We start from the raw sequence: 23843 nt of genomic DNA, 5'->3' as shown, positions 1-23843 counted from the left end.
ATAGAGTCACTGCCACTCGGTGGCACCGAACGGCTCCCGCCGTTCACTTCGACGGCCTGCCTTCGGAGCCTTTGGGCGGCGAAGGAAACCGTTGGATCAATAAAACTACGCTCTTGCTGATAATGATTTTACTTAAGCGGATTGGAGCTGTCAATTTTATTTCGCTTTAAATCGAAAAACGTTTCAACTAGAAGTGAAAAATTGTACAAACTACACTAAACGTCCAGATTGCGAACCTCGTGGGCGTGAGTCTGAATGAAGTCCCGCCGGGGCTCGACCTTGTCGCCCATCAGGATGGAGAAATACTCGTCGGCCGCGATGGCGTCATCCACCTGGATTCGCTTGAGCAGCCGGGTTGCCGGGTCCATGGTGGTCTCCCAAAGCTGTTCGGGGTTCATCTCGCCCAAGCCCTTGTAGCGCTGGACGGCCGGGCTCTTGCCCTCGACTTCGTACGAGTCCATGAGGGTTCTCAGTTGCCGGTCGCTGTACAGGTAGTCTACCTTTTTGCCGGACTGAACCCGGTACAGCGGCGGAACGGCCAAGTACACGTGTCCTTCCTCGACCAGCTCTTTCATGTGCCTGAAGAAGAATGTGAGAAGCAGCGTGCTGATGTGAGCCCCGTCCACGTCAGCATCGGTCATGATGATAATCTTGTGGTACCGCAGCTTCGACAGGTCAAACTCATCGCCGATGCCGCAGCCGAGCGCCTGAATGATGACTCGAATTTCCTTGGAGCTCAGGATCTTGTCCAGCCGAGCCTTCTCGACGTTCAAAATTTTCCCCCGCAGCGGGAGAATCGCTTGGAAGCTTCTGTCTCGGCCCTGCTTGGCGCTGCCGCCGGCCGAGTCCCCCTCGACGATGTAGACCTCGCACTCCTCTGCTTTCTTGCTGGAACAGTCCGCCAATTTTCCGGGCAAGGACAGTCCGCTCATGGCCGACTTGCGCACCAGTTCGCGGGCTTTTTTCGCGGCCTCTCTGGCCTGTCGGGCCTTGACGGCCTTGTCGACGATCGGCTTCAGCGCCGATGAGTCCTCGTCAAAGTGCCCTAAAAGGCCGTCGTAGATGACCGAGTCCACCGACCCTTTGACTGTGCCGTTGCCCAGTTTTGTCTTCGTCTGTCCCTCAAACTGCGGGTTGGACAGCTTGACCGACACGACGCAGGTCAGTCCTTCGCGCAGGTCCTCGCCGGAGAGGTTTTCGTCCTTCTCGCGCAGGGCGCCGGCCCTCCGGGCCCCCTCGTTGACCGCCCTGGTGAGGGCGCTTCGCAGTCCCGCCACGTGGGTGCCGCCCTCGACGGTGTGAATCAGGTTGGCAAATGAGAACAGCCGCTCGTTGTAGTCGTCGGTGTACTGGAAGGCCATTTCAACCGATACGCCGTCCCGTTCGCCGGAGACGACAAGCGGTTCAGGGAATAAAACCACCCGGTCCCTGTTCAGATACCTCACGAACTCGGCAATGCCGCCTTCCTCGCAGAACGTCCACGTTTTGCCTTCCCGCTGGTCCTCCACTGTGATCGTCAGGCCGGGAATGAGGAACGCCATCTCACGGAAACGGCTCACCAGCGTTTCGGCACTGTACTGCACTTCGTCAAAAATCTGGCTGTCCGCAAGGAAACGAACTCTCGTTCCCCGGCGCGTCGAGGGGAGCGTCTTCGCCAGCGGCGCCACGGGGATTCCCCGCTCGTACCGCTGGAAGTACTCGTACCCGTCGCGCCAAACCGTCACTTCGAGCCACTCGGACAGGGCGTTGACCACCGAGACGCCGACGCCGTGAAGGCCGCCGGAGACTTTATAGCTTCGGTTGTCGAACTTGCCGCCGGCGTGGAGGACCGTCAGGACTGTCTCAACCGTCGATTTGCCGGTCTGATGGTGAATTTCCACCGGAATACCGCGGCCGTCGTCCGTGACGGAGACGCTCTCGTCCGTGCCGATCGTGACCGTTATGTGCCCGCAGTGCCCGGCCAGCGCTTCGTCCACGCTGTTGTCCACTATCTCGTAAACGCAGTGGTGAAGCCCCCTGACCGTCGTGTCGCCAATGTACATGCCGGGCCGACGCCGGACGGCCTCCAACCCTTCGAGGACTACGATTCCGCTTTCCCCGTAGGAACTGTCGGCCTGCGGCGTTTGAACTTCTGTCATTCGCGTTTTCCCCTTTCCCGCCAAGCGGCGCTTTCGGGCAAACGTCCCAAAAGAAGCTGCGCTCCCGTTGCGCCGCACTTGTAGATATCATATATTATAGCAAATTCACAACCCTCGACGGGCTGTTTACCCAACGGAAAGAAGGAGAGACATCATGTTTCGCTCGCTGGCTGACGGCCTTGAAGGAGCTTTACACGAGGGGACGATTACCCCCGATCAGGCAAAGCGCATTCTGGAACTCTCAGAGAAGCGGCCGGGCTGGGCCAAAGAAGCCGCTCTGCTCATCGGGCTTGTTTTGACCGGCGTTGGAGTGATGTTTTTCCTTTCAAGCCTGTACCGGCTTCTGAGCGTTTGGTCAGTTGTGGGTGTCTACATCGGGTTCAGCATCGCGTCTCTGGCAGGGGTTTACGTGACGAACAGGCGCGGCCTTCGGGCTGTCTGTTTGGCGTGCTGCGTCGCCGCCGTCATTTTTACGCCGCTGGCCCTTCACGGCCTGTGGAACTTAGCCGCCCACGGGTTTATCGTTCACCAGATGTCCGACTTAGGAACGGTCCTGTCGCTCGACGATTCGACGGCGGACTTGGGCGTCAGGCTCTGGCTGTTCGGCATGGGGCTGGCGGTCTCCGCGGCGCTAAGCGTTCACACGAAAGAACCTCTGATGGCGGAGGTGACGACCGTCGCCCTGTGGCAGACGGCCTTGACGGTCTGCCGATTGGCCCACTGGAACGTCAAGCTGTCAGCACTTTCAGCCATGATAGGCGCAGCGGCTGCCGCTGCCGCGCTCGTCGCCCGGAAACGGTCGTCAGGCGTGAAGGTCTGCCGAATCTGGGACGAGTTTTTCGCTTCCGGCGCAGCGCTTTTCGGCGGCAGCGTCAACTTTTGGCTTTCTGGGCCGTACGCGCAAGGCGTCTTCCCTTGGAAGGCCGCCTCAGCGCTCCTTTTTAACGCCGCCTTTGCGATGGCCGCCGGAAAATTCGGCCAGCGGGGGCTCGTTCTCCTCGGCGCCATTGGATTGGCCTTCCACCTGTGCTGTCTGGCAGACTTCTACCTGCCGTCACCTTACGGTTCGCTGGCGATTATCCTGATCGGAGCCGGCGTTTTGATTCTTTCCATCAGGACATCGAAAGGCCGCTGAAACGACAAAGAAAAAGGAGCCCTGCCGGTTCGCAGGACTCTTTGACCGCCGAGGATTAGCCTCCCCAGCGTTTTTGTTTTTAAACGGTTTTCAGCACAAGACGGAAGAAGTATCCGCCGGCTCAGAGCTCGGCGGGCAGTATCGGCGGCTCTGTTCCCAAGCCTCTCTTGCCTCCAAAGCGCCCCAGAGACACAGGATAGCCTCCCCGCCTGAAAGGAATTTTCGCAAGTGGCGCCATAGGTCGCCGCTCAGCAAAAACCACGCCGAAAGGGGCGTCTGTCCGAACGGCTTCACGGCGTCATATCGCACGAGAAGCGTCGTGTCAGGCCCCGCCTCGGACTCTTCCGGCTCGCCGTCGACCGGCCGTTGAGGGCCGAGACTCTGGCCGTTCAACAGCTGAGGAGGCGGCGTCTGGGAGGCTGTGAGCACCATTTGAGCGTCGATTTTCCCGTTGAGAAAGTCCCTAGCGTTCAGGGACCACAGCCTGATACGGTCAATGATGTCCTGCCGCCCGCCGGCGAGGGCGAATCGGACGCCCCAGTACAGCTGAAGCGTCCCGTTCTGAGACGTCAAGTTCGGCGACAGGGACGCCAAGGTTTCCGAGACAGGCCCCCAAAAAAGCGGCACGTCCGGACATATCTGGCGCAGCATGCCGATCGTCAGACAGTGATCCCCCGGCGGGGGATACTGGACGTACAGAGCGTCTTCAACCTGACGGCATGCCGCCGGCGGAAGAATGAACGCTTCAGGCTCTTCGGAAAGGACCAGCCCGCCGTCTGCCGAGAGGACGTCAGTCTTTTTTCTGCCATCCCAGAGGCTCCAGCAGCAAAGGTCGCCCTCAAGCCGTCCGAACAGCTGCCGTCCTGCCGGAAGGAACACGGTCACGCCCCGTTCGCGGCCCTCGTCGGGCAGAGGGATCAGCCGGCCGTCCTCAAAAAGCTCAAACGCTCTCACGGCTGAGCCCCGACTTCCACCGGCGGTGAAACCAGAACCACTGTTCGGGATAACGGCGCACCAACTGTTCAACCGAACGATTTGCCGCCTCGGTGATCGCGGCAATTTTCTCTTCATTGGAAAGCTTTTCGTCGACGGCCAGCGGCTCTTCGAGGACCACTTTGTAGCGAAACGGCCCCAACCGCAGGGCGTAGAGCGGAAGCACCGGCACGCCGGCCAGCAGGCTGATAAGAGCTGGGCCGCGAACAGCCGTACACGGCCGCCCTAAGAAGGTAACTTCCTGTCCGTTGCGCCCGCCGTCCTGGTCAGCCAGAAGCGCCAGCGAGACGCCCTGACGGGGCGTCTGAACGGCCAGCCGGAGGAACGACCGCGATCTGCTTTTCATCAGCGTTTTCACGCCTAATTCATCGCGCCAAGCCGTAATCAGGTCGGAAAACGCGCCGTCGTCCGCCTCTCTGGCGACGCAGAGCAACGGGAGGTTTTGGGCTGCCATCCACGCGCCGCCCAACTCCCAGTTGCCGAAATGGGCGCAGAGGACCACAACCCCTTTGCCGCCGCCGGCGTAGCTTTTTATTTTTGCCAAGTCGTCAGGCGAGCACTCAAAAATCTCGTTCACCAAGCCGGGACGATTCATGCAGGCCACCCACTCGACGATCATCCAGCAGAAATGGTCGTACACGCCGTCTAAAATCCGGCGGCACTCTTCCGGCGTTTTTTCGGGAAACGACAGGGTGATCGCCTTCAGCGCTTCCTTCCGGCGCACCGGCACAAGACGGCACAGCCCTTTGAGAAAAGCCGCCTGCCGGGCGCCGTGGCTCCCGTCGCCGACCCACCGTCGAAAAAGCTTTAACGCTCCTGTGGCAAGAGTCACTCGCGTCGCCTCCCAGGCGTCAGTCCGGCGCTGTTAACTCCGCTCAGGCCGTCTCAGGGTGAAGTATTTTTTCTTGCCCAGCCGGACTAAGGCGTGTTCGCCGTCCAGCAGGTCGCTCTCGGTCAGCTCCCGATCGCTGGTCTCGACCCGATCGCCGTTCAGGTAAAGTCCGCCGCCGGACGTCAGCCGCTTGACCTCACCTTTACTGGCGCAGGCGCCGCTAGCCACCAACGCCTCGGCCAGCTGGCACGGCAGGGACGCGATCGAACCGCCTTCTGTCTCCGACGCGATGATCGAAAGCATCGGCCCGGTCAGCTCGTCGTGAGCGACTTGCCCGCCGAACAGGATCTCGCTGGCCCGCTGCGCCGCTTTTGCGGCTTCTTCGCCGTGAATAATCGAGGTAATTTCCAGAGCCAGCCGCCGCTGGGCCGCCCGCCGGCCCGGATTTGCTTGATGCTCGGCGACAATCTGGTCGATCTCCTCCAACGGGAGGAACGTGAAAAGCTTCAGCAGTTTCTCGACCGCTTCGTCCTCGGAGTTCATCCAGAACTGGTAGAACTTGTACGGGCTCGTCTTTTCCGGCGAGAGCCACACCGCGCCCCCTTCCGTTTTGCCGAACTTGGTGCCGGAAGAGTTGAGCAGCAGCGGGTTCGTCGCCGCGTAGGCCGTTTCGCCATCCCACTTGCGGATCAGCTCGATGCCGCTGACCAGATTGCCCTGCTGGTCGTTGCCGCCCATCTGAAGCCGGCAGCCGAAGGTCTTGAACAGGTGCCAGAAGTCATAGGCCTGAAGCAGTGTGTAGGTGAACTCGGTATAGGACAGGGTCTTGTTGGGATCTTCAATCCGGCTCCTGACGTGTTCCTTTCGGATCATGTAGTTGACCGAAAAGAATTTGCCCACGTCCCGCAAGAAGTCGATCAGGTTGAGTTTTCCCAGCCAGTCATAGTTGTTGACCAGCAGGGCGGACGCGCTGCCGCAGTCAAAGTCAACCAACCGGGACAGCTGGACTTTTATGCCCTCGACGTTGCGCCGAACCTGCTCGTCGCTCAGCAGGTTCCGTTCTTTGCTTTTCATCGACGGGTCGCCGATCATCCCTGTGCCGCCGCCGGCCAGAAGAATTGGCCGGTGCCCCAGTTTCTGAAGCCACGCAAGTCCCATCAGCGGGATCAGATGCCCGACGTGGAGGCTGTCAGCCGTTGGGTCAAATCCTACGTACGCGGTTACCTGTCCCTTTTCAAAAAGGGCGTTCAAGCCCTCTTCGTCGCTGCACCAGTCCACATAGCCGCGTTCCCGCAGTGTTTTGAGTGCGTCGTTCATCTGTGCCCTCCTAAAAACTAGTCGTCAGTGGCGCTTTCCGCGCCGCTCGGTTCCTCGCTTTTTTCGTTCCGTCCCGCGGCGGACATTTTTTGTTCCGCCGTTTCAAGAAGAGTAGCCGCTGCGGTCACAAGAGTCAAGACGTCGTCAGGCATTCCGCCGTCAAGATGGTCGTACAGGTTTGTCAGCCGATCGCTGAGCCGCTCAAGGGCCCGCGTGCTTTGACGGGCCTGCGAACGCTGTTTTCTCGCCGAGCGGGGCGCATGTTTTTCGTCCGCCGCCTGACGGGACGCCCTTTCTTCCGCCCGACCTGACGGTTTTTCCTGCTCCGCCACGGTCGGTTCGCCCGAAGCTTTCTTTTTGTTCGGAAGAGCCGGTTCTTTTTGAGCGACGGGCTCGTCTTCCCGGGCCTCTTCCTCTTCAGGTTCGATGACCTGACGGATCACGTCTCCGGCGGCCTTCGAGTCGCGCTGCGCCTGAGAAACGGTCTTGCCGTGTTGGCGGGGCTCCAGTTCAATTTCTAAATCGACGTCCGCCACTTGGGCCGAAAAGCCCCGGCCTTCGAGGGCTTCCTGCAGGGAATTAGCCGCCTTCGGTTCGCCGTGGACGACGAAGAACTGGGGCATGGAGAGACGGAAATGCTCCGCCCAGAGGATAAGATCCGTTCGATCGGCGTGGGCCGAGAAGCCGCCGATCGTATGAATCTGCGCCTTGACTGCCACTTCTTCTCCTGCTAGGCGAATGGTCTTGGCGCCGTCAACAATTCTCCGACCTGCGGTTCCCCTGGCCTGATATCCCACAAAGACCACGTGGTTGTTCGGATTCCATATGCCGTTTTTGAGGTGGTGGACGATCCGCCCGCCGTTGACCATGCCGCTGCCGGCCATGACAACGCCGTATGACTTGGTGTTGATCTTCTGCGAGTCCTCCACCGTGGACACGAACTCGACCGTGTCCAGGAACGGGTTCTTCCCGCTCCGGCGGTACATTTGAATCTCTTGGGACATCATGTCCAAGTGATTCTGGTACACTTCGGTCGCCTTAACGCCCAGCGGCGAGTCGAAATAAACCGGCAGATCAGTGCCGATGCCCTGATCCCTCAGCAAGGCCAGCTCGTACATGATCCGCTGAGCCCGGTCGACCACGAAGGTTGGAATGTAAATCTTGGCCTTATGGGCCAGCAGGTCGGCCATCAGCTCCTGAAATTCCTTGCGTGTTTCCTCGTTCGTCTTGTGGTCCCGATCGCCGTACGTGGACTCGATGAGCACGTAATCGGCCTCGTTAATCTCCGCCGGCGCCCGTTCCATAACAGTTTTCGCCGGCCCGAGGTCGCCGCTGAACACGACCTTGACGTTCCGGTCCCCTTCTGCCAGAAAAACTTCCAGAATGGAACTGCCGATGATGTGACCGGCGTCCCGGAACCGAACCGAAAGTCCAGGCACCACGTCGTACCGGTCGTCATAGCTGATAGGGTACAAATACTTCAGGGCGTTATCGATGTCGGTCTGGTCGTACAGCGGCTCGACGGCCGGAAGCCCTTTGCGGAGGTTCTTCCTGCTCCGCCAAGCCGCGTCCTCTTTCATCAGGTTGGCTGAGTCGGCCCAGAGAAGCTCGACCAGTTCGGCGGTTGGCAGCGTGCAGTAGACTTTTCCCTTAAACCCAGAACGCACCAGCAGAGGGATACGGCCCGAGTGATCGATATGAGCGTGAGTCAGCAGCAGGGCGTCAATCGACGTGGGGTCAAACGACAGGGGGTCGTAGTTGGCCTCCTCGTTTTCACCCTGATGCATTCCAAAGTCCACCAGAACGCGGTGACCGCCCACCTCAATCAGGTAACACGAGCCGGTGACTTCCTGCGTCGCTCCGAGGAATTTCAGTCTCATCTTGCCACCTCCCAAAATCACTCTCCAAGTTGCAATGGGACTCCTGCGCCAGTTTCTCCTTCGTAGCAGGAAACGATACGCCCGGTTTCGGAAAGGATCTGAGGCCTCGTTTCGGCTCCGCCGTCCGAATCGGGAATGAAAAACGTCAGAGTGGTCGAGCGCCCCGGGACGGAGCGGATGATCATCTCGCCGTTGACGAGCCGGATTCGGTCTCTCATGTTCAGAAGTCCCCGATGGCCGGAAGCCCGCAGAGACTCCAAGTCAGCCGGAACGGCGAACCCCTTGCCGTTGTCCTCGACGATCATTCGGGTTCTCCGGTCCCCCGGCCGGTCCACTCTCACGTCAATCTGGTCAGCGCCGCCGTGCTTGACCGCGTTGCTGACCGCCTCCTGCAGAATGCGGAAGAACGTGAGGACCCCTTCGGGCTGCAGCTTTTCGTCGTGCACCACCACGCGGATAGTCACGCCCAGATACCTGGACAGCCGTTCGGCCAGCTCGTTCAGCGCGTGTTCCAGCCCCAAGTCGAGCCACGGCGGCGTCAGGTGATTGCACATTTCCCGAAGTTCCTTCACCGTGTCAAAGGCTATTTCCTCGGCCACCTTCAGGTGCTCGCTTCGATTCTGCTCGTCCATCTGGGCCAAACGGATCCGCTGGCCCAGAGCCGTGACGGCCTGAACTGGACCGTCGTGAATTTCCCGGGCGATGCTCTCCTTTTCGTCCTCCTGAACCCGCACCATGTCGCTGCTGTACCTTTTCCAGAGGGAAATCCGGTCGCAGGCCGACTGGGAAAGCCGGCACAGCACGTATCTCAGCCGGCTGATCTCGTAGACCGCCTGTTTGTCGGTCTCGCAGGCCACCTCGTCGCCCCAGTTCAGCCGCGACGCCTCGTCGGATATCTTCGACAGAGGAGCGATGACCCAGCGCCACAGAACGATACCAGCGGCAAACAGCGCCGCAGCCAAGACGAATACCATGGAGATCATCAGGCGGTTGGTGCGCAGGAGCGGACCGAGCAGGTCGTTCCACCGAACGGCTGCGACGACGTAAAAGGTGTCGAGCATTCCAGGACGGCCGGTCGGGCACACGGCCACGGTGTACAGGTGCCCCGAGGCGTCGTGGACTTCTAGCGCCTTATTCAGCAGAATGCTGCGGGTAAGCGACAAAACCGGCGGGTCTGTCTCCTGAGACGAAACGACCACGTCGCCGCCGGAATCGAGTACAACAACCCAGCCGGGCAGTTTAGACCCCCAGCTGAACAGGTTGAGCCGCTCCATCTGGAGCATGACTTTGTTGGCACGAAACGGGAGTATGCCGATGCCGTTGATCTTCGCGGCCGCGCTCTGGGCCACGTTGAGCACGTAGGACTCCATGACCCGCCCCATGGCCCGTTCGTGGGCTGACACGCTGAACAGCGTGACGCCCACGACGACGATCATCGGTATGACCAGCGATAAGACCAACACTAGGGGCAGGCTTCGCCTGACCCGAATCTTCAATCCAGCAGTTCCTCCAAGGTCATCAGGCCGTGTTTCAGCGCCAGAAGCATGGCTTCCGTCTTGTTGTGAGCTCCCAGCTTGTCATACACGGAAGCGAGGTGCGTCTGAACGGTCCGCTCGCTGATGTAAAGCTGGGCCGCCACTTCTTTGCTGGACAGGCCGCGGGCCGCGCACAGGAGCACTTCTCTCTCCCGAGGCGACAGGGCTTCGGTGAGCTCTTCCTGAGCGCCCACCACAGAGGCGACTTCGCTGTCCAGGAACAGGCTGCCGGTGGCGACGGTCTGGATGGCTTTCATCAGCGCGCCGGCTGACGTCGTCTTGAGCACAAAGCCCTTGGCTCCGGCCTTGAGCGACGCTAGAACGTACTGCTGGGAATCGTAAGAGGTGAGCATAATGGCCGCGACGGGCAGCTTGTTTTCCTTGATCCGTCGGGCAAGGGTAATGCCATCGGCGCCGGGCATGCGAATGTCCAACAGCGCCACGTCGGGCTTGAGCTCCTCAATGAGTTTCCACGCTTCGTCGCCGTCAGCCGCTTCGCCGACCAGCGCGACGTTCTCTTCACGCTCAAGGTACGCCTTCAGACCCTGCCGGGTCAGCGGATGGTCGTCAGCTAAGATCACACGAATTTTCGACATGTTCTATCTCCTCTCCAAAAAGAGTCCAATGTATATACCCGTCGTTTCAGCCGCCGTCGGCGCGAAACGGAACGGTCAGTTGGCCAGAGGCGTCAGGCCCAGTTGGCTTTGAACCGGACGAAGCGCCTCGATAACGCTCGTCATTAGCTCGTCAACCGGCTTCCCCATCCGCTCGGCGCCGGACGCGATGACGTCCCGGTTCACGCCGGCGGCAAACGCCTTGTCTTTCCACTTCTTCTTCACCGATTTAGCCGTCAGGTCGTCCAAGCTCCGGCTGGGACGGACCAACGCCGTGGCGATCACCAGCCCGGTCAGCTCGTCGATCGTGTAGAGCGTCCACTCCATGGGACTCGTCGGCTCGGTCGCCGAACAGATTCCCCACCCGTGGGACCGTATCGCGTGCCGGGTCGCCTCGTCGACGCCCTCGGCCTCAAGAATACGGTCCGACTCGGACGTGTGGCGCGCCGGGTCGCTCTGGGTCATCTCCCAGTCCAGATCGTGAAGCAGTCCGACGGTCCCCCAGAACTGGGGATCCTCGCCGGCTTGCTGAGCGAAAAACTTCATGCAAGCTTCGACCGCCAGAGCGTGGCTCAGGTGCATCGGCTCCGAGTTGTAGCGTTTGAGTAAATCCCATGCCCGTTCACGACTTATCGCCATTTTTATCCTGCCCCCTCAGGCCTTCCAGTTCATGCTCGGCAAAATACAGACAGCTCAAAATGTGGTCGTATTTCTCCTTCGGGAACTGTTCCGTCACGACGCCCGCCTGCTCGCGAAGCTGAACCCCCAGCTCGTCAGGATACCCTTGAAGGTACACGACCCGCCGGATTCCCGCGTTGATCAGCGCTTTGGAGCAGAACACGCAGGGCGAGTGAGTACAGTACAGCTCGCCGTCGTCGGTAACGACTCCCTGACTGGCCGCGAGGGCTATGGCGTTCATCTCCGCGTGAGACCCTCGACACAGCTCGTGCTTCTGCCCTGACGGTATGCCCAGCTGAGCGCGCAGACATCCGGTCTCGCTGCAGTGCGGCGTGCCCCTCGGCGCGCCGTTGTATCCGGTGCTGATGACCTGTCCGTGGCGGACGATGACCGCTCCCACGCGCCGGCGAAGGCACGTGCTGCGGGTCGCAGCGACCAGCGCCAGCATCATGAAATAGCTGTCCCAATCAGGGCGGTTCCAGTCCATAGTATTCCCCTCTCATAGTTGCTCATCATATCATTTTATCGCATGCCGGCGGTCGGATATTTTGCAGTAGCCGCCGTTCGGGCAAATTCACCAAAGTTCAGCCTCCCGACCTGTCTGGATAGGCTTTGTACCATGATACAATAAATTTGCAAAAAGGGCCGGCGCCGCCCGTCGGAACGCCGCGAAAGGAGCCTGCATGAAAAAAATTTCCGCCGCCGCTTGGTGTCTGTACGACGCCGGAGCGACGGCCTTCGCAACGGTCGTGATGGCCGTCGTCCTGCCAATTTATTATCAGTCAGTCGTCGCCGGGGGAAAATCGGCGGCGTGGGCTTTGTCGTCCTGGGGATACGCGTCGTCACTGGCTCTGTTCCTCGGCGCCGTCCTCACGCCGGTGCTCGGCTCGTGGTCCGACCGACGGCCGGTGAAAAAGGCGACGCTGTTCGTCTTCGCGGCCGTTGGCTCGGCCGCTTCAGCCGCCCTCGCCCTCGTCGGTCCGGGCGACTGGCTCGCCGCTCTGGCTCTGCTCGTGACAGGGTCCGTCGCGCTGTCGGCCGCGTCGGTCTGCTACGACTCGCTTCTGCCGTCGGTTGCCGCCCCGGGCGAGCTGGACAAGCTCTCGGCGATTGGCTACGGGCTGAGCTACTTGGGCGGAGGCGTCCTGCTGGCCGTCGACCTGTGGATGATCAGCCGATGGGGGCTGACCGGCGTGCGGATGGGGTTTCTCTCCGTTGGTCTCTGGTGGTTCGCCCTCACCCTGCCTTTTATGCGCTTCGTGGACGAACCGCCGGTCGCCTCGGCCGACGGGGGCCTGTCGGCCGCCCTGCGGGAGCTTCGGCAGACGTGGAACGAACTCAAGCAGTACCCGGAAGCCTTTCGCTTTCTCTTGGCCTTCTGGCTCTACAACGACGGCATCGGCACGATCGTCCGAATGGCCGCGCTGTTCGGAGCCGGGGTCGGCCTGTCGTCCGACTCGCTCGCGCTGGCGATGCTTCTCACCCAGTTCGTCGGCGTGCCGGCGGCTCTGGCGTTCGCCTTCTCCGCCGGCCGGTTCGGCGCCAAACGGCTTTTAACCGGCTCGCTCCTCTGGTACTTGGCCATCTGCTTGGCCGCGCCGTTCATCACCAAGAACTGGCACTTCTGGATGATGGCCGTAGCGGTCGGCTTAGTACAGGGAGGCTCCCAGAGCATCAGCCGGTCGCTTTTCGCCTCGATGATTCCGCCCGAACGGTCGGGCCACTTCTTCGGCCTGTACAGCCTGTCGAGCAAGTTCGCCGGCATCGTGGGACCGATGCTCTGCGGCCTGACCGCTTCGATCACCGGCAAGCCTCACGCCGCCATCGCGGTTATCGGGCTGACGTTCGCCGGCGGGCTTATTATTCTCCGCTTTGTGGACGTCGAGCGCGGGCGACGAAGGATTCATTCCGATGAGCGGCGCTGACTGCTGGACCTACCTGCTTCGCTGCCGGGACGGTTCGCTTTACGCCGGCTGGACGGTTGACGTCCAAGCGCGGCTCAAGGTTCACAACAGCGGACGAGGCTCCCGGTACGTCAACTCCCGGCGGCCCGCCGTCCTCGCCGCCAGTTGGCGCTGGCCCGACAAAACGCTTGCCATGAGCGCCGAGGCGACCATCAAGCGGCTCAGTCGCGCCCAAAAGGAAGCGCTCATCACCGGAGAACTCCAGCTGCTCGCCTCGGGCGGCCACGTCGTCGTCGCGGCGGGGGACGTCCGGCCGAATCACTAAGGAAGCGCCTCATAACAGGTCAGCCGAAGCCCTAGGGGCTTCGGCTGTTTTTCAGAACGTCCGGACGACGCTCAGCTTTTTCCCCTTTGAAGTCCCAGTCTAGCGTGGTAGATTAGGAACGCCTAACAGAGGCAAACGAATGAGAGAAGGGGGCAAGGCCATGGGACAAACGCTTCGTCAGATTTGGGACGAGACGGCCTGCCGGCTTTTAGCCGAGCGGACGCCGCTTTTTGCCGGCTTCGACCCTCACGACCTGCCGCTGGCGCTCGCCTGCCTCGGCGCGAGCCAAAAGGAGTACGCCAAAGGGCAGACTATCATCAATCTGGGGGAACCGCTTCGTCTGGCCGGCGTCGCCCTGTCGGGAACTCTCCACCTCGAAACCTGTTCCCCCGACGGCGAGCGGCAGATCATCATTCCGCTGGAGCCCGGCGACCTGTACGGCGGCACCGAGGCATGCGCGGGACAGACCTGCGCGCCGTTCCGGGTCGTGAGCCTTCAGCCGTCCCGGGTGCTCCACATCGACCTTTCGAGCGTCGTCCACCCGACCGTTCCCGTCTGTCCCTACCGGGCAAAGGTGATGGAAAATCTCCTTCGCCTTCTGGCCGGCCAGAACCTTCAGCTTCAGCAAAAACTTGAAATGCTTTCGGCGAAAAGCCTGCGGGACAGACTCTTGGAATACCTGAAACGACAGAGCCAAAAGGCCGGCAGCCCGTCGTTCCTCATCCCGTTCTCCAGAGCTGAGCTGGCCGACTACTTAGGAGCCGATCGAAGCGCCCTGTCCCGGGAGCTGGGCCGCATGAAGTCCGACGGCCTGATCGACTTCTGCCGCAGCCGTTTCTGCCTCAAGATGTGACAAGCTGACAGAAAAAAGGCAGCCCCTCGAGGGCTGCCTTCATTTTTTAGGTCCGCTTCGACATCAACGCCGAGCGATAGACTCGACAAAGCCGCGAATCTTTTCTAAGCCGCGGACGATCGCGCTTTCCGACGCGGCAAACGACAGCCGAAAGAAGTTCTCCAGCCCGGGACCGAAGTCCCCGGCCGGGACGACTGCCACGCCGCAGCGTTCGAGCAAATCGGCGGCGAACCACTCACCGCTCAGCCCAGTCCCTTCTGTGCTGACGAGAGCGTAAAAGGCCCCCTGCGGCCGGACGAACGTCAGGCCAGAAATTTTTTGGAGGCCGCTCACGACCAGCTCGCGCCGCCGCGCAAAGCTCTGGAGCATCGCGCGCACCGCCGTTTCCGTCGCGGGATCGGCCAGCCCGCGGGCAAGCCCCTCTTGGACGAACGTGTTTCCCGACGCTGTCGTGTACTGGTGAACCTTCACCATCGAGCTGACCAGTTCCTTGGGCGCGCTGACGTAGCCCACCCGCCAGCCCGTCATGGCGTAGGTCTTTGAGAAGCCGTTGACCAACAGCGTCCGCTCCCTCATGCCCGGCAGACCAGCCATCGAGCAGAACGCGCTTCCGCCGTAGATCAGCCGGCTGTAAATCTCGTCGCTCAAGACCAACAGATTATGCCGCTCGGCCAGCCGAGCCAAGCCAGCGAGCAGCTCTTGAGGGAAAACCGCCCCGCTGGGATTGCACGGGTTATTCACCACGATCATCCTCGTCCGGACCGTGACGTGACGTGCCACCTCGTCCAAGTCGGGCTGAAAGCCGTTCTCCGGCCGGCATGGGACGAGGACGGGACGGGCGCCGCAGAGCCGGACGACGTTCTCATAGCTGATAAACGCGGGCGTGAGAATAATCACCTCGTCTCCCGGGCCGACGAACGCCCACAGGGCGTGATGGAGCGCCTCAGCCCCGCCGGTGGTAATCAAAATTTCTTCTTCCGGGTCGTATGACAGGCCGCTTGACGATTTCATCAGACCGGCCACGGCTTGGCGCAGTTCCAGCACGCCCCGGTTGGAACAGTAATGGGTTCGGTTGGCCAACAGGGCCTGACAGGTCCCGTCCTTAATCGGCTGGGGCGTGTCGAAATCCGGTTCGCCCACGCTGAACGAGATGACCGGCCGGCCCGCCCTTTCCATAGCCCGAGCCTTGTCGAGAACCGCCCGTATCCGGGAAGACCGGACGCCTTCCAGCCGGCCTGCCGGAGAAAAATCCGCCATGTTCACGCCTCCTGACGTCTCAAAACTTATCAAACCCGACCGCCCTGTTCGGCGGCCGGTGTTCGGGTGAGGATAACTTTACAACAAAACGCCCGAGTTTTCACCGGCTTTCAAAACTCCCGCCGGATCAAACCGAAAAACTTCGGCCTTCCGGCGCTCTGCGCTAAGAAAATGATCAGAAAATTAAAAAGAGGCCTGCAAATATGCCCTTTCGGGTCATCGAAGTGTTGAACGACTGCCGCTTCCGCGCTAGAATAACAAAATCACCCGGCGGCCGCGGGCTTCAGCGGCCCCCCTGGTTAGGAGGCAGAAGTCATGAGCAAAAGTTTTTACATCACCACGCCGATTTACTACGTCAACGATATCCCCCACATTGGACACGCCTACACCACCATCGCGGCCGACGTGATGGCCCGGTTCAAGCGAATGTCCGGGTATGACGTCTTCTTCCTTACCGGCACCGACGAGCACGGCCAGAAGGTCGCCCAAGCGGCAGCGGCCAAGGGAGTTGACCCGCAGAAGCTGACCGACGGCCTGTCGGAGAAGTTCCGCGAGCTGCTGCCCGTCATCGGGGCCAGCAACGACGATTTTATCCGGACAACCCAAGAGCGGCACATCAAGACCGTTCAGGCGATCTTCCAAAAGCTGCTGGCTCAGGGCGACATCTACAAGGGAACGTACAAGGGGCTGTACTGCGTGCCCTGCGAGGCGTACGTGCCAGAAAGCAGCGCCGGCGAGGGAAGAACCTGCCCGGACTGCGGCCGGCCTTTGATTGAAATGGAAGAAGAGAGCTACTTCCTCCGCACGTCCGCGTGGGCTGACAAGCTGCTGGCCTTTTACGAAGCCAACCCGAACGCCATCGGCCCGCAGCAGCGGTACAACGAGGTCGTCAGCTTCCTCCGCGGCGGCCTGAAAGACCAGTCGATCTCCCGCACGACGGTCAAGTGGGCGATCCCCGTCCCGGGCGACGAGCGGCATACCATCTACGTATGGTTCGACGCGCTGATCAACTACCTGACCGCCTGCGGCTACGGGACCGACCAGAAGAAAATGGACGCGTTCTGGCCTGAGGTCAATCACCTAGTCGGCAAGGATATCATTCGGTTCCACTGCATTATTTGGCCGATCATGCTGATGATGCTCGGCCTGACGCCGCCCAAGCAGGTCTTCTCCCACGGCTGGTGGACCGTCGAGGGCGAGAAGATGTCCAAGTCCAAGGGGAACGCGGTGAACCCTCACGAGATGATCGGCCGCTACGGCCGCGACGCGTTCCGGTATTTCCTCTTCCGCCAGATGCCCTTCGGGCTTGACGGCGACTTCTCTGAAGAGGCTCTGGCCAAGCGGATCAACAGCGATTTGGCCAACGACTTGGGCAACCTGCTGAGCCGCACCGTGACGATGGCGGTCAAGTATCAGGAGGGCGTCGTCGCCGCGCCGCAGAAGCGCGAGGCGCTGGACGAAGAGGTGGCCGCGCTGGGGGCGAAGACGGCAGAAGAGTACCGCTCGCTGATGGATGGCTACGGGTTTGAAGACGCCTTGAAGGCCCTTTGGAGCCTGATTAGCCGCGCCAACAAATATATCGACGAGACGATGCCGTGGAAACTCTCCGGCCCGGAGAACGCCGAGCGGCTCAACCAAGTGCTTTACACCCTGTGCGAAGTCCTTCGGCTGTCTGCTCTGGGAGTTGCCCCGTTCATGCCCGAGTCGGCAAATCGAATCTGGGAGCAGCTGGGCCTCGCCGGCTCGCCCGAGTCGGTCGGCTGGGAGAGCTGGAAGTGGGGCGGCGTGGAAGAGTACCGCACTCACCGGGGCGACGCTCTGTTCCCGAGAATCGACATGGTTCAGTGGGCCAAGGACAAGGCGGCCAGAGACGCCGCCAAGCTCGGCCCGACCGATCGGGAGCCTGAGATCTCGATCGACGACTTCTCCAAGATCGAACTGCGTGTAGCCCAGATCGTTTCGGTCGAACCGATTCAGCGGGCGAAGAAGCTCTACAAGCTCACGATTGACTTGGGCTTTGAAAAGCGCGTCATCGCGTCCAGCATCAAGGAGTTTTACACGCCCGAGCAGCTGACCGGACGGCGGATCATCGTGGTAGCCAACCTCAAGCCGGCGGTCATGTGCGGCGTGGAAAGCAAAGGCATGCTTTTAGCCGCGTCGGTCCGCACGCCTGACGGCAAAAAGGAGACCCTCTCGCTTCTGGCTCCTGTGGAGGATATTCCTCTGGGAACCCGGGTTCACTGACCGTTTCAGGCCCTCGAGCGCCCCTGCCCGAGGGCCTTTCTCTTTGCCACCCCAAAGGAGACCAAATTTTTTCCTGATGACGTATATTGACAGCCACTGCCACCTCAACTCACCCGAACTCGAAAGCCTGATGCCCGACGAGCTTGACGCCTGCTCGGCCGCAAATGTCCGCGGCGCGGTGATCGTGGGCACGACGCTTGACGACAGCCGTCAGGCGATATCGTTGTGCCGCCGGTGGGGCGGCCGCATGGCGCTAAAAGCGACGGCCGGCGTCCACCCTCACGAGACGTCCGCCCTCCCGGACGGCTGGACGGACCAGCTGAAAGAGCTCCTCGGCCAGCCGGAGACGGCCGCCCTCGGCGAGATCGGCCTCGACTACCACTACAACCTGTCGCCGAGGGACCGGCAGTTGGACGCGTTGCGCCTTCAGCTCCGCCTGGCCGGCGAGACGAAAAAGCCCGTGGTCTTCCACGTCCGGGAGGCGTACGGCGACTTCTGGGCCGTCACGGACAGCGAACCGACCCCATGCGGAGCGGTCCTCCACTGTTTTGACGGCACTTCGGCCGACGCGGCGGCCGGCCTCGAGCGGGGCTGGTTCATCGGCGTCACCGGCGCGGTCACGTTCGCTTCCCGGGACGAGCTGCGCGAGACGCTGGGCGGCGTGCCGTTGGAGTCCCTTTTGGTTGAAACCGACTGCCCCTACATGGCGCCCGTCCCCTTTCGGGGCAAAACGAACCGGCCGTCGTGGGTTCCATTGGTGTACAGCAAGTTGGCTGGGGTGAAAAACGTGAGCGTCGGCGAGCTGGCCGAAGCGGTCAGAGCGAACGCGGCGCGCCTTTTCGGACTGGAGGTCCTGTGATGTTCGAGTTCAAAGTTCTGGCCGAATGCCCGGAAACCGGCGCGCGGGCCGGCGAGTTCGTCACCCCTCACGGGGTAATTCCCACGCCGGTCTTTATGCCCGTCGGCACTCTTGCCACGGTGAAGGCCATGTCGCCGGACGAGCTGAAAGAACTGGGCGCTTCGATTATCCTTTCAAACACGTATCACCTGTGGCTCAGGCCGGGGCCGGAGCTGGTCGAGAAGGCCGGCGGCCTGCACGGCTTCATGAACTGGGACCGGCCGATTCTCACCGACAGCGGCGGCTTTCAGGTCTTTTCGCTGTCCAGCCTGAATCAGATCACCGAAGAAGGCGTTCACTTTCGGTCTCATCTGAACGGCGCGCCGCTTTTCCTGTCCCCTGAGCTCTCGATGGACATTCAGGAAAAGCTCGGCGCGGACATTGCCATGTGCTTTGACCAATGCCTCAAGCTGCCGGCTACCCGCGAGGAAGCCGAGCGAGCCACAGAACTAACGCTGAAGTGGGCCGGACGATGCAAGACCGCCCATAGCCGAAGCGATCAGGCGCTGTTCGGCATCGTCCAGGGCGGCCTGTTCGACGACCTTCGATCCCGCTGCGCCGACGAACTGACGCGGCTCGACTTCAACGGCTACGGCATCGGCGGGCTGTCGGTCGGCGAGACGGCCCAAGAGATGTACGCCTGCCTTGACAAGCTTACGCCGCTTCTGCCTCGGACGAAGCCCCGCTACCTGATGGGCGTGGGGCGGCCCGACAACCTTCTGGAAGGGGTCGCCCGCGGCGTCGACATGTTCGACTGCGTCATGCCGACCCGTGACGGACGGACTGGCACGGTCCACTCGTCCCGAGGCAAGTACAGCATTAAGGCCTCCCGATTTGCCGAGGACTTCGGCCCACTCGATCCGGACTGTTCCTGCTACGCCTGCACGCATTTTTCCCGCGCCTACATTCGCCACCTGTTCAGGTGCGGCGAGATCCTCGCGTCCCGGCTCATTTCATGGCACAACCTGCACTTCTTGGTCGGCCTGATGCGCGGCGCCAGAGCGGCGATCTTGGACGGGACGTTCCCGGAGTTCAAGGCCCGCGCCCTGAGCCTGATGGGGGGTAGCTACTTATGACCCAAGTCCTGCCGTTCGACCCAAACAAGCCGAACCGCGCCGTCCTCAACCGAGCCGTCAAGCTCCTGTCGGACGGCCGGCTCGTCGCCTTCCCTACTGAAACCGTCTACGGATTGGGCGGCAATGGCTGGGACTCTGAAGCCGCCAAGCGAATTTACGCCGCCAAAGGGCGGCCGTCGGACAACCCGCTGATCCTTCACTTTCCGTCCCCGGAAGCGGTTGAGCTGTCGGCAGACGTCTCCGACCGAGCCAAAAAACTCATGGCCCGGTTCTGGCCGGGCCCTCTGACGCTCGTCCTGCCGGCCAAGCCGATCGTCCCGCTTGCCGTCCGAGGAGGACTGGACACGGTGGGCTGCCGAATGCCGTCGCACCCGACGGCCCGCGCTCTCCTTTCGGCCTGCCCGTTCCCTCTGGCCGCGCCGAGCGCCAACGTGAGCGGACGGCCCAGCCCGACCGACGCGGCGACCGTCGCGCAGGACCTGAACGGCCGGGTTGATCTGGTCATCGACGGCGGCCCCTGCTCGGTTGGGCTGGAGTCCACCGTGCTGGACATCACAGGAGACGCCCCAGTTTTGCTTCGCCCCGGCGGCGTTTCGCTTGAGGAACTGGAATCAGTCCTCGGCCCGGTCGCCTTTCCCCGCGGCGCGCTGGAACTTCGCCGCTCCCCCGGAACGCGATACCGGCACTACGCCCCGGCCGTGGCCGTGTTGCTGTGGAAGGCAGATGAACCGTTCGACTGGCCGAGCCAGTTCTGCTTCATGGGACAGTCGGAGCCGCCCGTCCGCCCAGCCCGCCAGATTCTGTTTGATGATCTGGCGGCGTTCGCTCACGGCTACTTCGCCGGCCTTCGGGACTTGGAGCGGGAAAACCTGCCTATCGTCGTCCAATGGCCGGACGGAAGCGGCATCGGCCGAGCCCTTCAGGACCGACTCAAGCGGTCCGCCGGCTTGGAATAGGCCGGAAGTTTTGAAAGGACCATTATTTTTTCACATTTTGGGGATAAACTAGGGGCTTCTTTTGTCTTTTCCCGTCGCTTTTTTGGGGAAAATATCGTAAACTGATATTGTGACGTTTGTATCATTTGGTCTCAGGACAAGCGATTTATTTTTGAATCAGCAGTTTAACGGTAAAAAGGGATTTCCAGGAGGGACGGAAGAAATGCTTAGGCCTATTGCGCAGGAATTGGCGGAAACTATCGCCCGAACTATCGGGTACGACGTGGTTATTACCGATCTGGCGGGCATCATCATCGGCTGCAGCGATCCGACGCGGGGAATCGGGACGCTCAACGAGGCCTGCGCGCAGGTCGCCGCGTCCGGACAGCCCCGCTGGGAGAGCGAGGAGGACGCCAAACTTCTCAAGGGGACGAAGCCGGGCGTCACCTACCCAATTCTTGGCGTCGACCGAAAGGTCGCCGGCACCATCGCCCTGACCGGCGCGCCCGAACTTGTTCGTCCGTTTGCCCTGCTGGTGAAGACCCAGGCCGAGCTGTACTTAAAAGAGCGCATCGCCGCGGCGGAACTTCAGGAGCGAGAGCGCAACTTCCAGGCGCTTGTCAGCGACATCGCCCTGTTCAAACAGGGAATCAACGACCCGAAAATCTACGAGACGCGGGCCGAGCTGATGGGCTACACCCCCTCGTCCAGCTACTGCGTCGTCGCCCTCAACGAGACGTCCCAGCCGGACGAAGGGAGCTCTCACGGGGCCGATTACTCGGCCCAGCAGCGCCTGCTTTCTGAAATCAGGACATGCTTCGGCAACCCGGGCGACCTGTGCGGCTCCACGAGCCCGCACCGGTTTGTGGCGTTTTGCGCCGTGAACTGCGACGACGATACGTCCTCCCGAAGCGTTCTGGACGACGTGAAAAAGCGCTGCGAGACCCTGCTGAACCGGCTGACTGCCGCCAAACTGCCGTGCAAAATCGGCATCGGCGGGATTCACCGAGATATCGACGGCCTGTCGGCATCGTACCGCGAGGCTTTGGCAGCGCTCCAGATGGGCGGCAACGCCGACTCATCCGAGCCGATTCACTGCATTTCCGGCTATCGAATTGAAGAGCTGCTTCTCAAGTCTGAGATGACCCTGCAGGACGCGCTGGTCGAGCGAGAGCTGGCGCCGCTTTTCGCCCGCAACGACGGCGACGAGCTTCAGGACACGATTGCCGCGTGGTGCGAGAGCGGGTTCAGCGTCGTCCGCGCCGCTGAACTGCTCCACGTCCATCGGACCACTGTGGACTACCGGCTCGAGAAACTCCAGCGGATCTTATCAGTCGAGCCGCGGGACTTCCGCGAAATGAGCCGGCTTTACTGGGCCGTCGTGCTGTGGAGAAACGGCAGAAGCAAGAACTCCCCCCGGCGCCGGTCAAGACGTCGGTAACAAAACGCCCCGGTTCGTAATGAACCGGGGCGTTTTTCGTCAGCTTGACCGCGCCACGTTTTGCCTCATAATGGTACCCGAACAGGGGGGATCGACATGTGGTTTTCCGGAAAGATTTGGGACGGGACGAAAGAGTTTGAAGGCGCGCTTTCGGTGGACTACCGGGGAAGGATCGACGCGATTCGGACGGGGTTCGCCGCCGAAGGGACCGTCTTCGACTCGGACTGTCTGATCCAAGCCGGCGATTTTAACGCTCACTCCCACCCAGAACAGTCAATCTACACCGACATCGTTGACCCGTCATGGGATCTGGGCACCTGGTGCCGGCACACCATTTACCGGCATTCGGTTTCCCTCACGGCCCGATCCGTCCGGCTGGCCTGCCGGCGGGCGTTCGGCCGTATGGTCCGGCTCGGCGTTTCCAGCGTCATGGTCTCGTTCTACCTGCACGGCAACCGGGACAACGAGAACGCCCGAGCCGTGATCGCCGCCGCTCGGGACGTGGGGATTCGGCTCGTCTTCGGGCGGATGAACTACGACATCATCAACGAGAACGCCTACGAGGGGAAAAAGGCGTCCCAAAAGAGCTACTACGAGCCGATCGAAGTGGCGGCGCGAAACGTCCGCGAGCTGATGAGCGAGGAAGACGACCTCGTCACGGTCTGCCCGGCGCTTCACAGCTTTCACGCCAACACGCCTCAGGCGATCGCCGCGGGAATCAGGCTGGGAGCCGAGCTGAACAGGCCGGTCCAGCTTCATCTGTCGGAAGACCAAGGGGACGTGAAGCTGTCCCTCGACGCCTTCGGCGTGCGGCCGCTGGTCTATCTGCAACAGCTGGCCGACCGAGGAGAAATTCCGGGCCTCGACGGCCTGATTTTCTCCGACTGCTGCTGGCTCGACGACGACGAGCGGTCCGTGCTGGCGAAGGGCAGGGCGAAAGTCGTCCTGAACGCCCGAATGAACGCCCGCGTCAAGGCCGGGTTCCCCGATCTGCCGGCCATGCTCGCGTCAGGGGTCGTCCCTTGGCTTGGCACCGACGGCGAAGCCAGCAACGACGACCTGTCCGTGTCGGGCGAGCGGGCTTTTTTGGCGAAGAAGTTCAGCGGAGTCGTCAGGCCTCAGACGATCGAGCGGCTCGGCCAAGCGCCGTTTTTCTGCGGCACGTCGACGGTCGGAGACCTGCGGGTCGGCGGCTGGGCGGATTTCCGCGTTCTTCGCCGCGGCAAAGTCAGCGAGCTTTTCGTCGGCGGCAGGCAAGTTCTCCGGGACGGACGGCTGACCCAGCTGGACGAGGAACGCGACATCGAGGCCCCGCTTGCGGACGAAGTTGCGCGCCTGACGGGCGGAAAATAGCGGCCGCATGAGCGGCCTGACATGACGAGGAGTGATTCTTTGGAGCGCCAAGTTCACGGGGTCCAGTTCGACCCCGAAACGATGAAGATCAAGATCTGCAAAAAATGCAAGGGCGTCGGGTTCGGCCAAGACCTGACTGGGAACCGGTTCAAGTGCAGCGAGTGCGGCGGAACCGGCCGGATTATCGTCAAGACGCTCAAAAACGAGCTGGGACTTGACGAGCTGGGACCAAACCTGTCGTTTGACGACGAGACCATGAAGGTTCGGATCTGCCGGAGCTGCGGCGGGCTGGGAACGCTCCGCTGGGGTTCGGACGAGCGGTCCTGCGAGGACTGCGGCGGCTCGGGACGAGTGATCGAGCAAAAAATCGTCACCGAGTACCAATTGAACGAGGTTGAAGGGCTGGAAAACCCTGACGGCCCGCGGGAGGTCTGA

General features: G+C 61.5%; 21 protein-coding genes. 11 read left to right on the top strand and 10 right to left on the bottom strand.

What is annotated here, in order from left to right; all coding sequences use genetic code 11:
- Positions 1 to 215: 215 nt before the first annotated feature.
- On the bottom strand, positions 216 to 2138 hold the full coding sequence (gene gyrB, locus HMPREF1249_RS02445) for a DNA topoisomerase (ATP-hydrolyzing) subunit B (RefSeq protein ID WP_008523161.1): 1923 nt from the start codon (positions 2136 to 2138) through the stop codon (positions 216 to 218).
- Positions 2139 to 2292: 154 nt separating this feature from the next.
- Between gyrB and HMPREF1249_RS02440 the strand changes: the two genes are divergently transcribed.
- Positions 2293 to 3273: a DUF2157 domain-containing protein gene (locus HMPREF1249_RS02440; RefSeq protein ID WP_008521642.1), complete on the top strand. Its 981-nt coding sequence runs from the start codon at positions 2293 to 2295 to the stop codon at positions 3271 to 3273.
- A gap of 90 nt (positions 3274 to 3363) precedes the next feature.
- Here the strand turns inward: HMPREF1249_RS02440 and HMPREF1249_RS02435 are convergent, their stop codons facing one another.
- The 8 genes from HMPREF1249_RS02435 to HMPREF1249_RS02400 all read right to left on the bottom strand — a co-directional run bounded on the left by HMPREF1249_RS02435 (position 3364) and on the right by HMPREF1249_RS02400 (position 11609).
- Complete coding sequence (locus tag HMPREF1249_RS02435) at positions 3364 to 4227, bottom strand: hypothetical protein (RefSeq protein WP_008521644.1); 864 nt, start codon at positions 4225 to 4227, stop codon at positions 3364 to 3366.
- A complete protein-coding gene (locus tag HMPREF1249_RS02430; protein WP_021775786.1) occupies positions 4214 to 5098 on the bottom strand; it encodes a lysophospholipid acyltransferase family protein in 885 nt (294 codons plus the stop codon). The genes HMPREF1249_RS02435 and HMPREF1249_RS02430 overlap by 14 nt, the downstream gene beginning before the upstream one ends.
- Positions 5099 to 5131: 33 nt before the next feature.
- Positions 5132 to 6415 (bottom strand): tyrosine--tRNA ligase, encoded by a 1284-nt coding sequence (gene tyrS, locus HMPREF1249_RS02425; RefSeq protein ID WP_021775755.1) that lies wholly within the window; start codon positions 6413 to 6415, stop codon positions 5132 to 5134.
- Positions 6416 to 6432: 17 nt separating this feature from the next.
- Positions 6433 to 8295, bottom strand: coding sequence for an MBL fold metallo-hydrolase (locus HMPREF1249_RS02420; protein ID WP_008523165.1), 1863 nt, complete (start codon positions 8293 to 8295; stop codon positions 6433 to 6435).
- A 17-nt stretch (positions 8296 to 8312) separates the two neighbouring features.
- Complete coding sequence (locus tag HMPREF1249_RS02415) at positions 8313 to 9791, bottom strand: sensor histidine kinase (protein WP_021775797.1); 1479 nt, start codon at positions 9789 to 9791, stop codon at positions 8313 to 8315.
- On the bottom strand, positions 9788 to 10426 hold the full coding sequence (locus tag HMPREF1249_RS02410) for a response regulator transcription factor (protein ID WP_008521650.1): 639 nt from the start codon (positions 10424 to 10426) through the stop codon (positions 9788 to 9790). The genes HMPREF1249_RS02415 and HMPREF1249_RS02410 overlap by 4 nt, the downstream gene beginning before the upstream one ends.
- 75 nt (positions 10427 to 10501) lie before the next feature.
- Entirely contained in the window at positions 10502 to 11083 is a 582-nt protein-coding gene (locus HMPREF1249_RS02405; RefSeq protein WP_008521651.1) for a hydrolase, read from the bottom strand.
- Positions 11067 to 11609 carry a deoxycytidylate deaminase gene (locus HMPREF1249_RS02400; RefSeq protein ID WP_008521653.1) on the bottom strand — a complete coding sequence of 181 codons (543 nt, stop codon included), beginning with the start codon at positions 11607 to 11609 and terminating at the stop codon, positions 11067 to 11069. The genes HMPREF1249_RS02405 and HMPREF1249_RS02400 overlap by 17 nt, the downstream gene beginning before the upstream one ends.
- A gap of 196 nt (positions 11610 to 11805) precedes the next feature.
- Between HMPREF1249_RS02400 and HMPREF1249_RS02395 the strand changes: the two genes are divergently transcribed.
- The 3 genes from HMPREF1249_RS02395 (at position 11806) to HMPREF1249_RS02385 (ending at position 14204) form a co-directional block, all read left to right on the top strand.
- Positions 11806 to 13047: an MFS transporter gene (locus HMPREF1249_RS02395; protein ID WP_008521654.1), complete on the top strand. Its 1242-nt coding sequence runs from the start codon at positions 11806 to 11808 to the stop codon at positions 13045 to 13047.
- Positions 13034 to 13351: a GIY-YIG nuclease family protein gene (locus HMPREF1249_RS02390; protein ID WP_008521655.1), complete on the top strand. Its 318-nt coding sequence runs from the start codon at positions 13034 to 13036 to the stop codon at positions 13349 to 13351. The genes HMPREF1249_RS02395 and HMPREF1249_RS02390 overlap by 14 nt, the downstream gene beginning before the upstream one ends.
- 160 nt (positions 13352 to 13511) lie before the next feature.
- Positions 13512 to 14204 carry a Crp/Fnr family transcriptional regulator gene (locus HMPREF1249_RS02385; RefSeq protein WP_231366869.1) on the top strand — a complete coding sequence of 231 codons (693 nt, stop codon included), beginning with the start codon at positions 13512 to 13514 and terminating at the stop codon, positions 14202 to 14204.
- A gap of 63 nt (positions 14205 to 14267) precedes the next feature.
- Here the strand turns inward: HMPREF1249_RS02385 and HMPREF1249_RS02380 are convergent, their stop codons facing one another.
- Complete coding sequence (locus tag HMPREF1249_RS02380; RefSeq protein ID WP_008521657.1) at positions 14268 to 15461, bottom strand: pyridoxal phosphate-dependent aminotransferase; 1194 nt, start codon at positions 15459 to 15461, stop codon at positions 14268 to 14270.
- Positions 15462 to 15776: 315 nt separating this feature from the next.
- On the opposite strand from HMPREF1249_RS02380, the gene metG reads away from it, so the two are divergent.
- The 7 genes from metG to HMPREF1249_RS02345 all read left to right on the top strand — a co-directional run bounded on the left by metG (position 15777) and on the right by HMPREF1249_RS02345 (position 23843).
- A complete protein-coding gene (metG, locus tag HMPREF1249_RS02375) occupies positions 15777 to 17705 on the top strand; it encodes a methionine--tRNA ligase (RefSeq protein WP_021775771.1) in 1929 nt (642 codons plus the stop codon).
- A gap of 76 nt (positions 17706 to 17781) precedes the next feature.
- The gene (locus tag HMPREF1249_RS02370; protein WP_008521660.1) at positions 17782 to 18564 is read left to right on the top strand and encodes a TatD family hydrolase; all 783 of its coding nucleotides are present in this window, start codon (positions 17782 to 17784) and stop codon (positions 18562 to 18564) included.
- Positions 18564 to 19679, top strand: a complete 1116-nt coding sequence (gene tgt / locus HMPREF1249_RS02365; protein WP_008521661.1) for a tRNA guanosine(34) transglycosylase Tgt — start codon at positions 18564 to 18566, stop codon at positions 19677 to 19679. The genes HMPREF1249_RS02370 and tgt overlap by 1 nt, the downstream gene beginning before the upstream one ends.
- Positions 19676 to 20635 carry an L-threonylcarbamoyladenylate synthase gene (locus HMPREF1249_RS02360; RefSeq protein ID WP_008523170.1) on the top strand — a complete coding sequence of 320 codons (960 nt, stop codon included), beginning with the start codon at positions 19676 to 19678 and terminating at the stop codon, positions 20633 to 20635. The genes tgt and HMPREF1249_RS02360 overlap by 4 nt, the downstream gene beginning before the upstream one ends.
- A 202-nt stretch (positions 20636 to 20837) precedes the next feature.
- Complete coding sequence (locus HMPREF1249_RS02355; RefSeq protein ID WP_008523171.1) at positions 20838 to 22055, top strand: CdaR family transcriptional regulator; 1218 nt, start codon at positions 20838 to 20840, stop codon at positions 22053 to 22055.
- 96 nt (positions 22056 to 22151) lie between these two features.
- A complete protein-coding gene (locus HMPREF1249_RS02350) occupies positions 22152 to 23408 on the top strand; it encodes an amidohydrolase family protein (protein ID WP_008523172.1) in 1257 nt (418 codons plus the stop codon).
- 21 nt (positions 23409 to 23429) lie between these two features.
- Positions 23430 to 23843, top strand: coding sequence for a hypothetical protein (locus tag HMPREF1249_RS02345; RefSeq protein ID WP_008521669.1), 414 nt, complete (start codon positions 23430 to 23432; stop codon positions 23841 to 23843).

It is taken from the genome of Jonquetella sp. BV3C21 (genome assembly GCF_000468895.1).
Classification (GTDB): Bacteria; Synergistota; Synergistia; order Synergistales; family Dethiosulfovibrionaceae; genus Jonquetella; species Jonquetella anthropi.
This window is presented reverse-complemented; position numbering and strand designations above follow the sequence as displayed.

Coding starts and splice junctions, on each gene's coding strand:
- HMPREF1249_RS02360 (WP_008523170.1), top strand. CDS start 19,676: ATGACCCAAGTCCTGCCGTTCGACCCAAACAAGCCGAACCGCGCCGTC.
- HMPREF1249_RS02440 (WP_008521642.1), top strand. CDS start 2,293: ATGTTTCGCTCGCTGGCTGACGGCCTTGAAGGAGCTTTACACGAGGGG.
- HMPREF1249_RS02410 (WP_008521650.1), bottom strand. CDS start 10,426: ATGTCGAAAATTCGTGTGATCTTAGCTGACGACCATCCGCTGACCCGG.
- HMPREF1249_RS02345 (WP_008521669.1), top strand. CDS start 23,430: ATGACGAGGAGTGATTCTTTGGAGCGCCAAGTTCACGGGGTCCAGTTC.
- metG (WP_021775771.1), top strand. CDS start 15,777: ATGAGCAAAAGTTTTTACATCACCACGCCGATTTACTACGTCAACGAT.
- HMPREF1249_RS02385 (WP_231366869.1), top strand. CDS start 13,512: ATGGGACAAACGCTTCGTCAGATTTGGGACGAGACGGCCTGCCGGCTT.
- HMPREF1249_RS02400 (WP_008521653.1), bottom strand. CDS start 11,609: ATGGACTGGAACCGCCCTGATTGGGACAGCTATTTCATGATGCTGGCG.
- HMPREF1249_RS02355 (WP_008523171.1), top strand. CDS start 20,838: ATGCTTAGGCCTATTGCGCAGGAATTGGCGGAAACTATCGCCCGAACT.
- HMPREF1249_RS02405 (WP_008521651.1), bottom strand. CDS start 11,083: ATGGCGATAAGTCGTGAACGGGCATGGGATTTACTCAAACGCTACAAC.
- HMPREF1249_RS02420 (WP_008523165.1), bottom strand. CDS start 8,295: ATGAGACTGAAATTCCTCGGAGCGACGCAGGAAGTCACCGGCTCGTGT.
- HMPREF1249_RS02390 (WP_008521655.1), top strand. CDS start 13,034: ATGAGCGGCGCTGACTGCTGGACCTACCTGCTTCGCTGCCGGGACGGT.
- HMPREF1249_RS02395 (WP_008521654.1), top strand. CDS start 11,806: ATGAAAAAAATTTCCGCCGCCGCTTGGTGTCTGTACGACGCCGGAGCG.
- gyrB (WP_008523161.1), bottom strand. CDS start 2,138: ATGACAGAAGTTCAAACGCCGCAGGCCGACAGTTCCTACGGGGAAAGC.
- tyrS (WP_021775755.1), bottom strand. CDS start 6,415: ATGAACGACGCACTCAAAACACTGCGGGAACGCGGCTATGTGGACTGG.
- HMPREF1249_RS02380 (WP_008521657.1), bottom strand. CDS start 15,461: ATGGCGGATTTTTCTCCGGCAGGCCGGCTGGAAGGCGTCCGGTCTTCC.
- tgt (WP_008521661.1), top strand. CDS start 18,564: ATGTTCGAGTTCAAAGTTCTGGCCGAATGCCCGGAAACCGGCGCGCGG.
- HMPREF1249_RS02370 (WP_008521660.1), top strand. CDS start 17,782: ATGACGTATATTGACAGCCACTGCCACCTCAACTCACCCGAACTCGAA.
- HMPREF1249_RS02350 (WP_008523172.1), top strand. CDS start 22,152: ATGTGGTTTTCCGGAAAGATTTGGGACGGGACGAAAGAGTTTGAAGGC.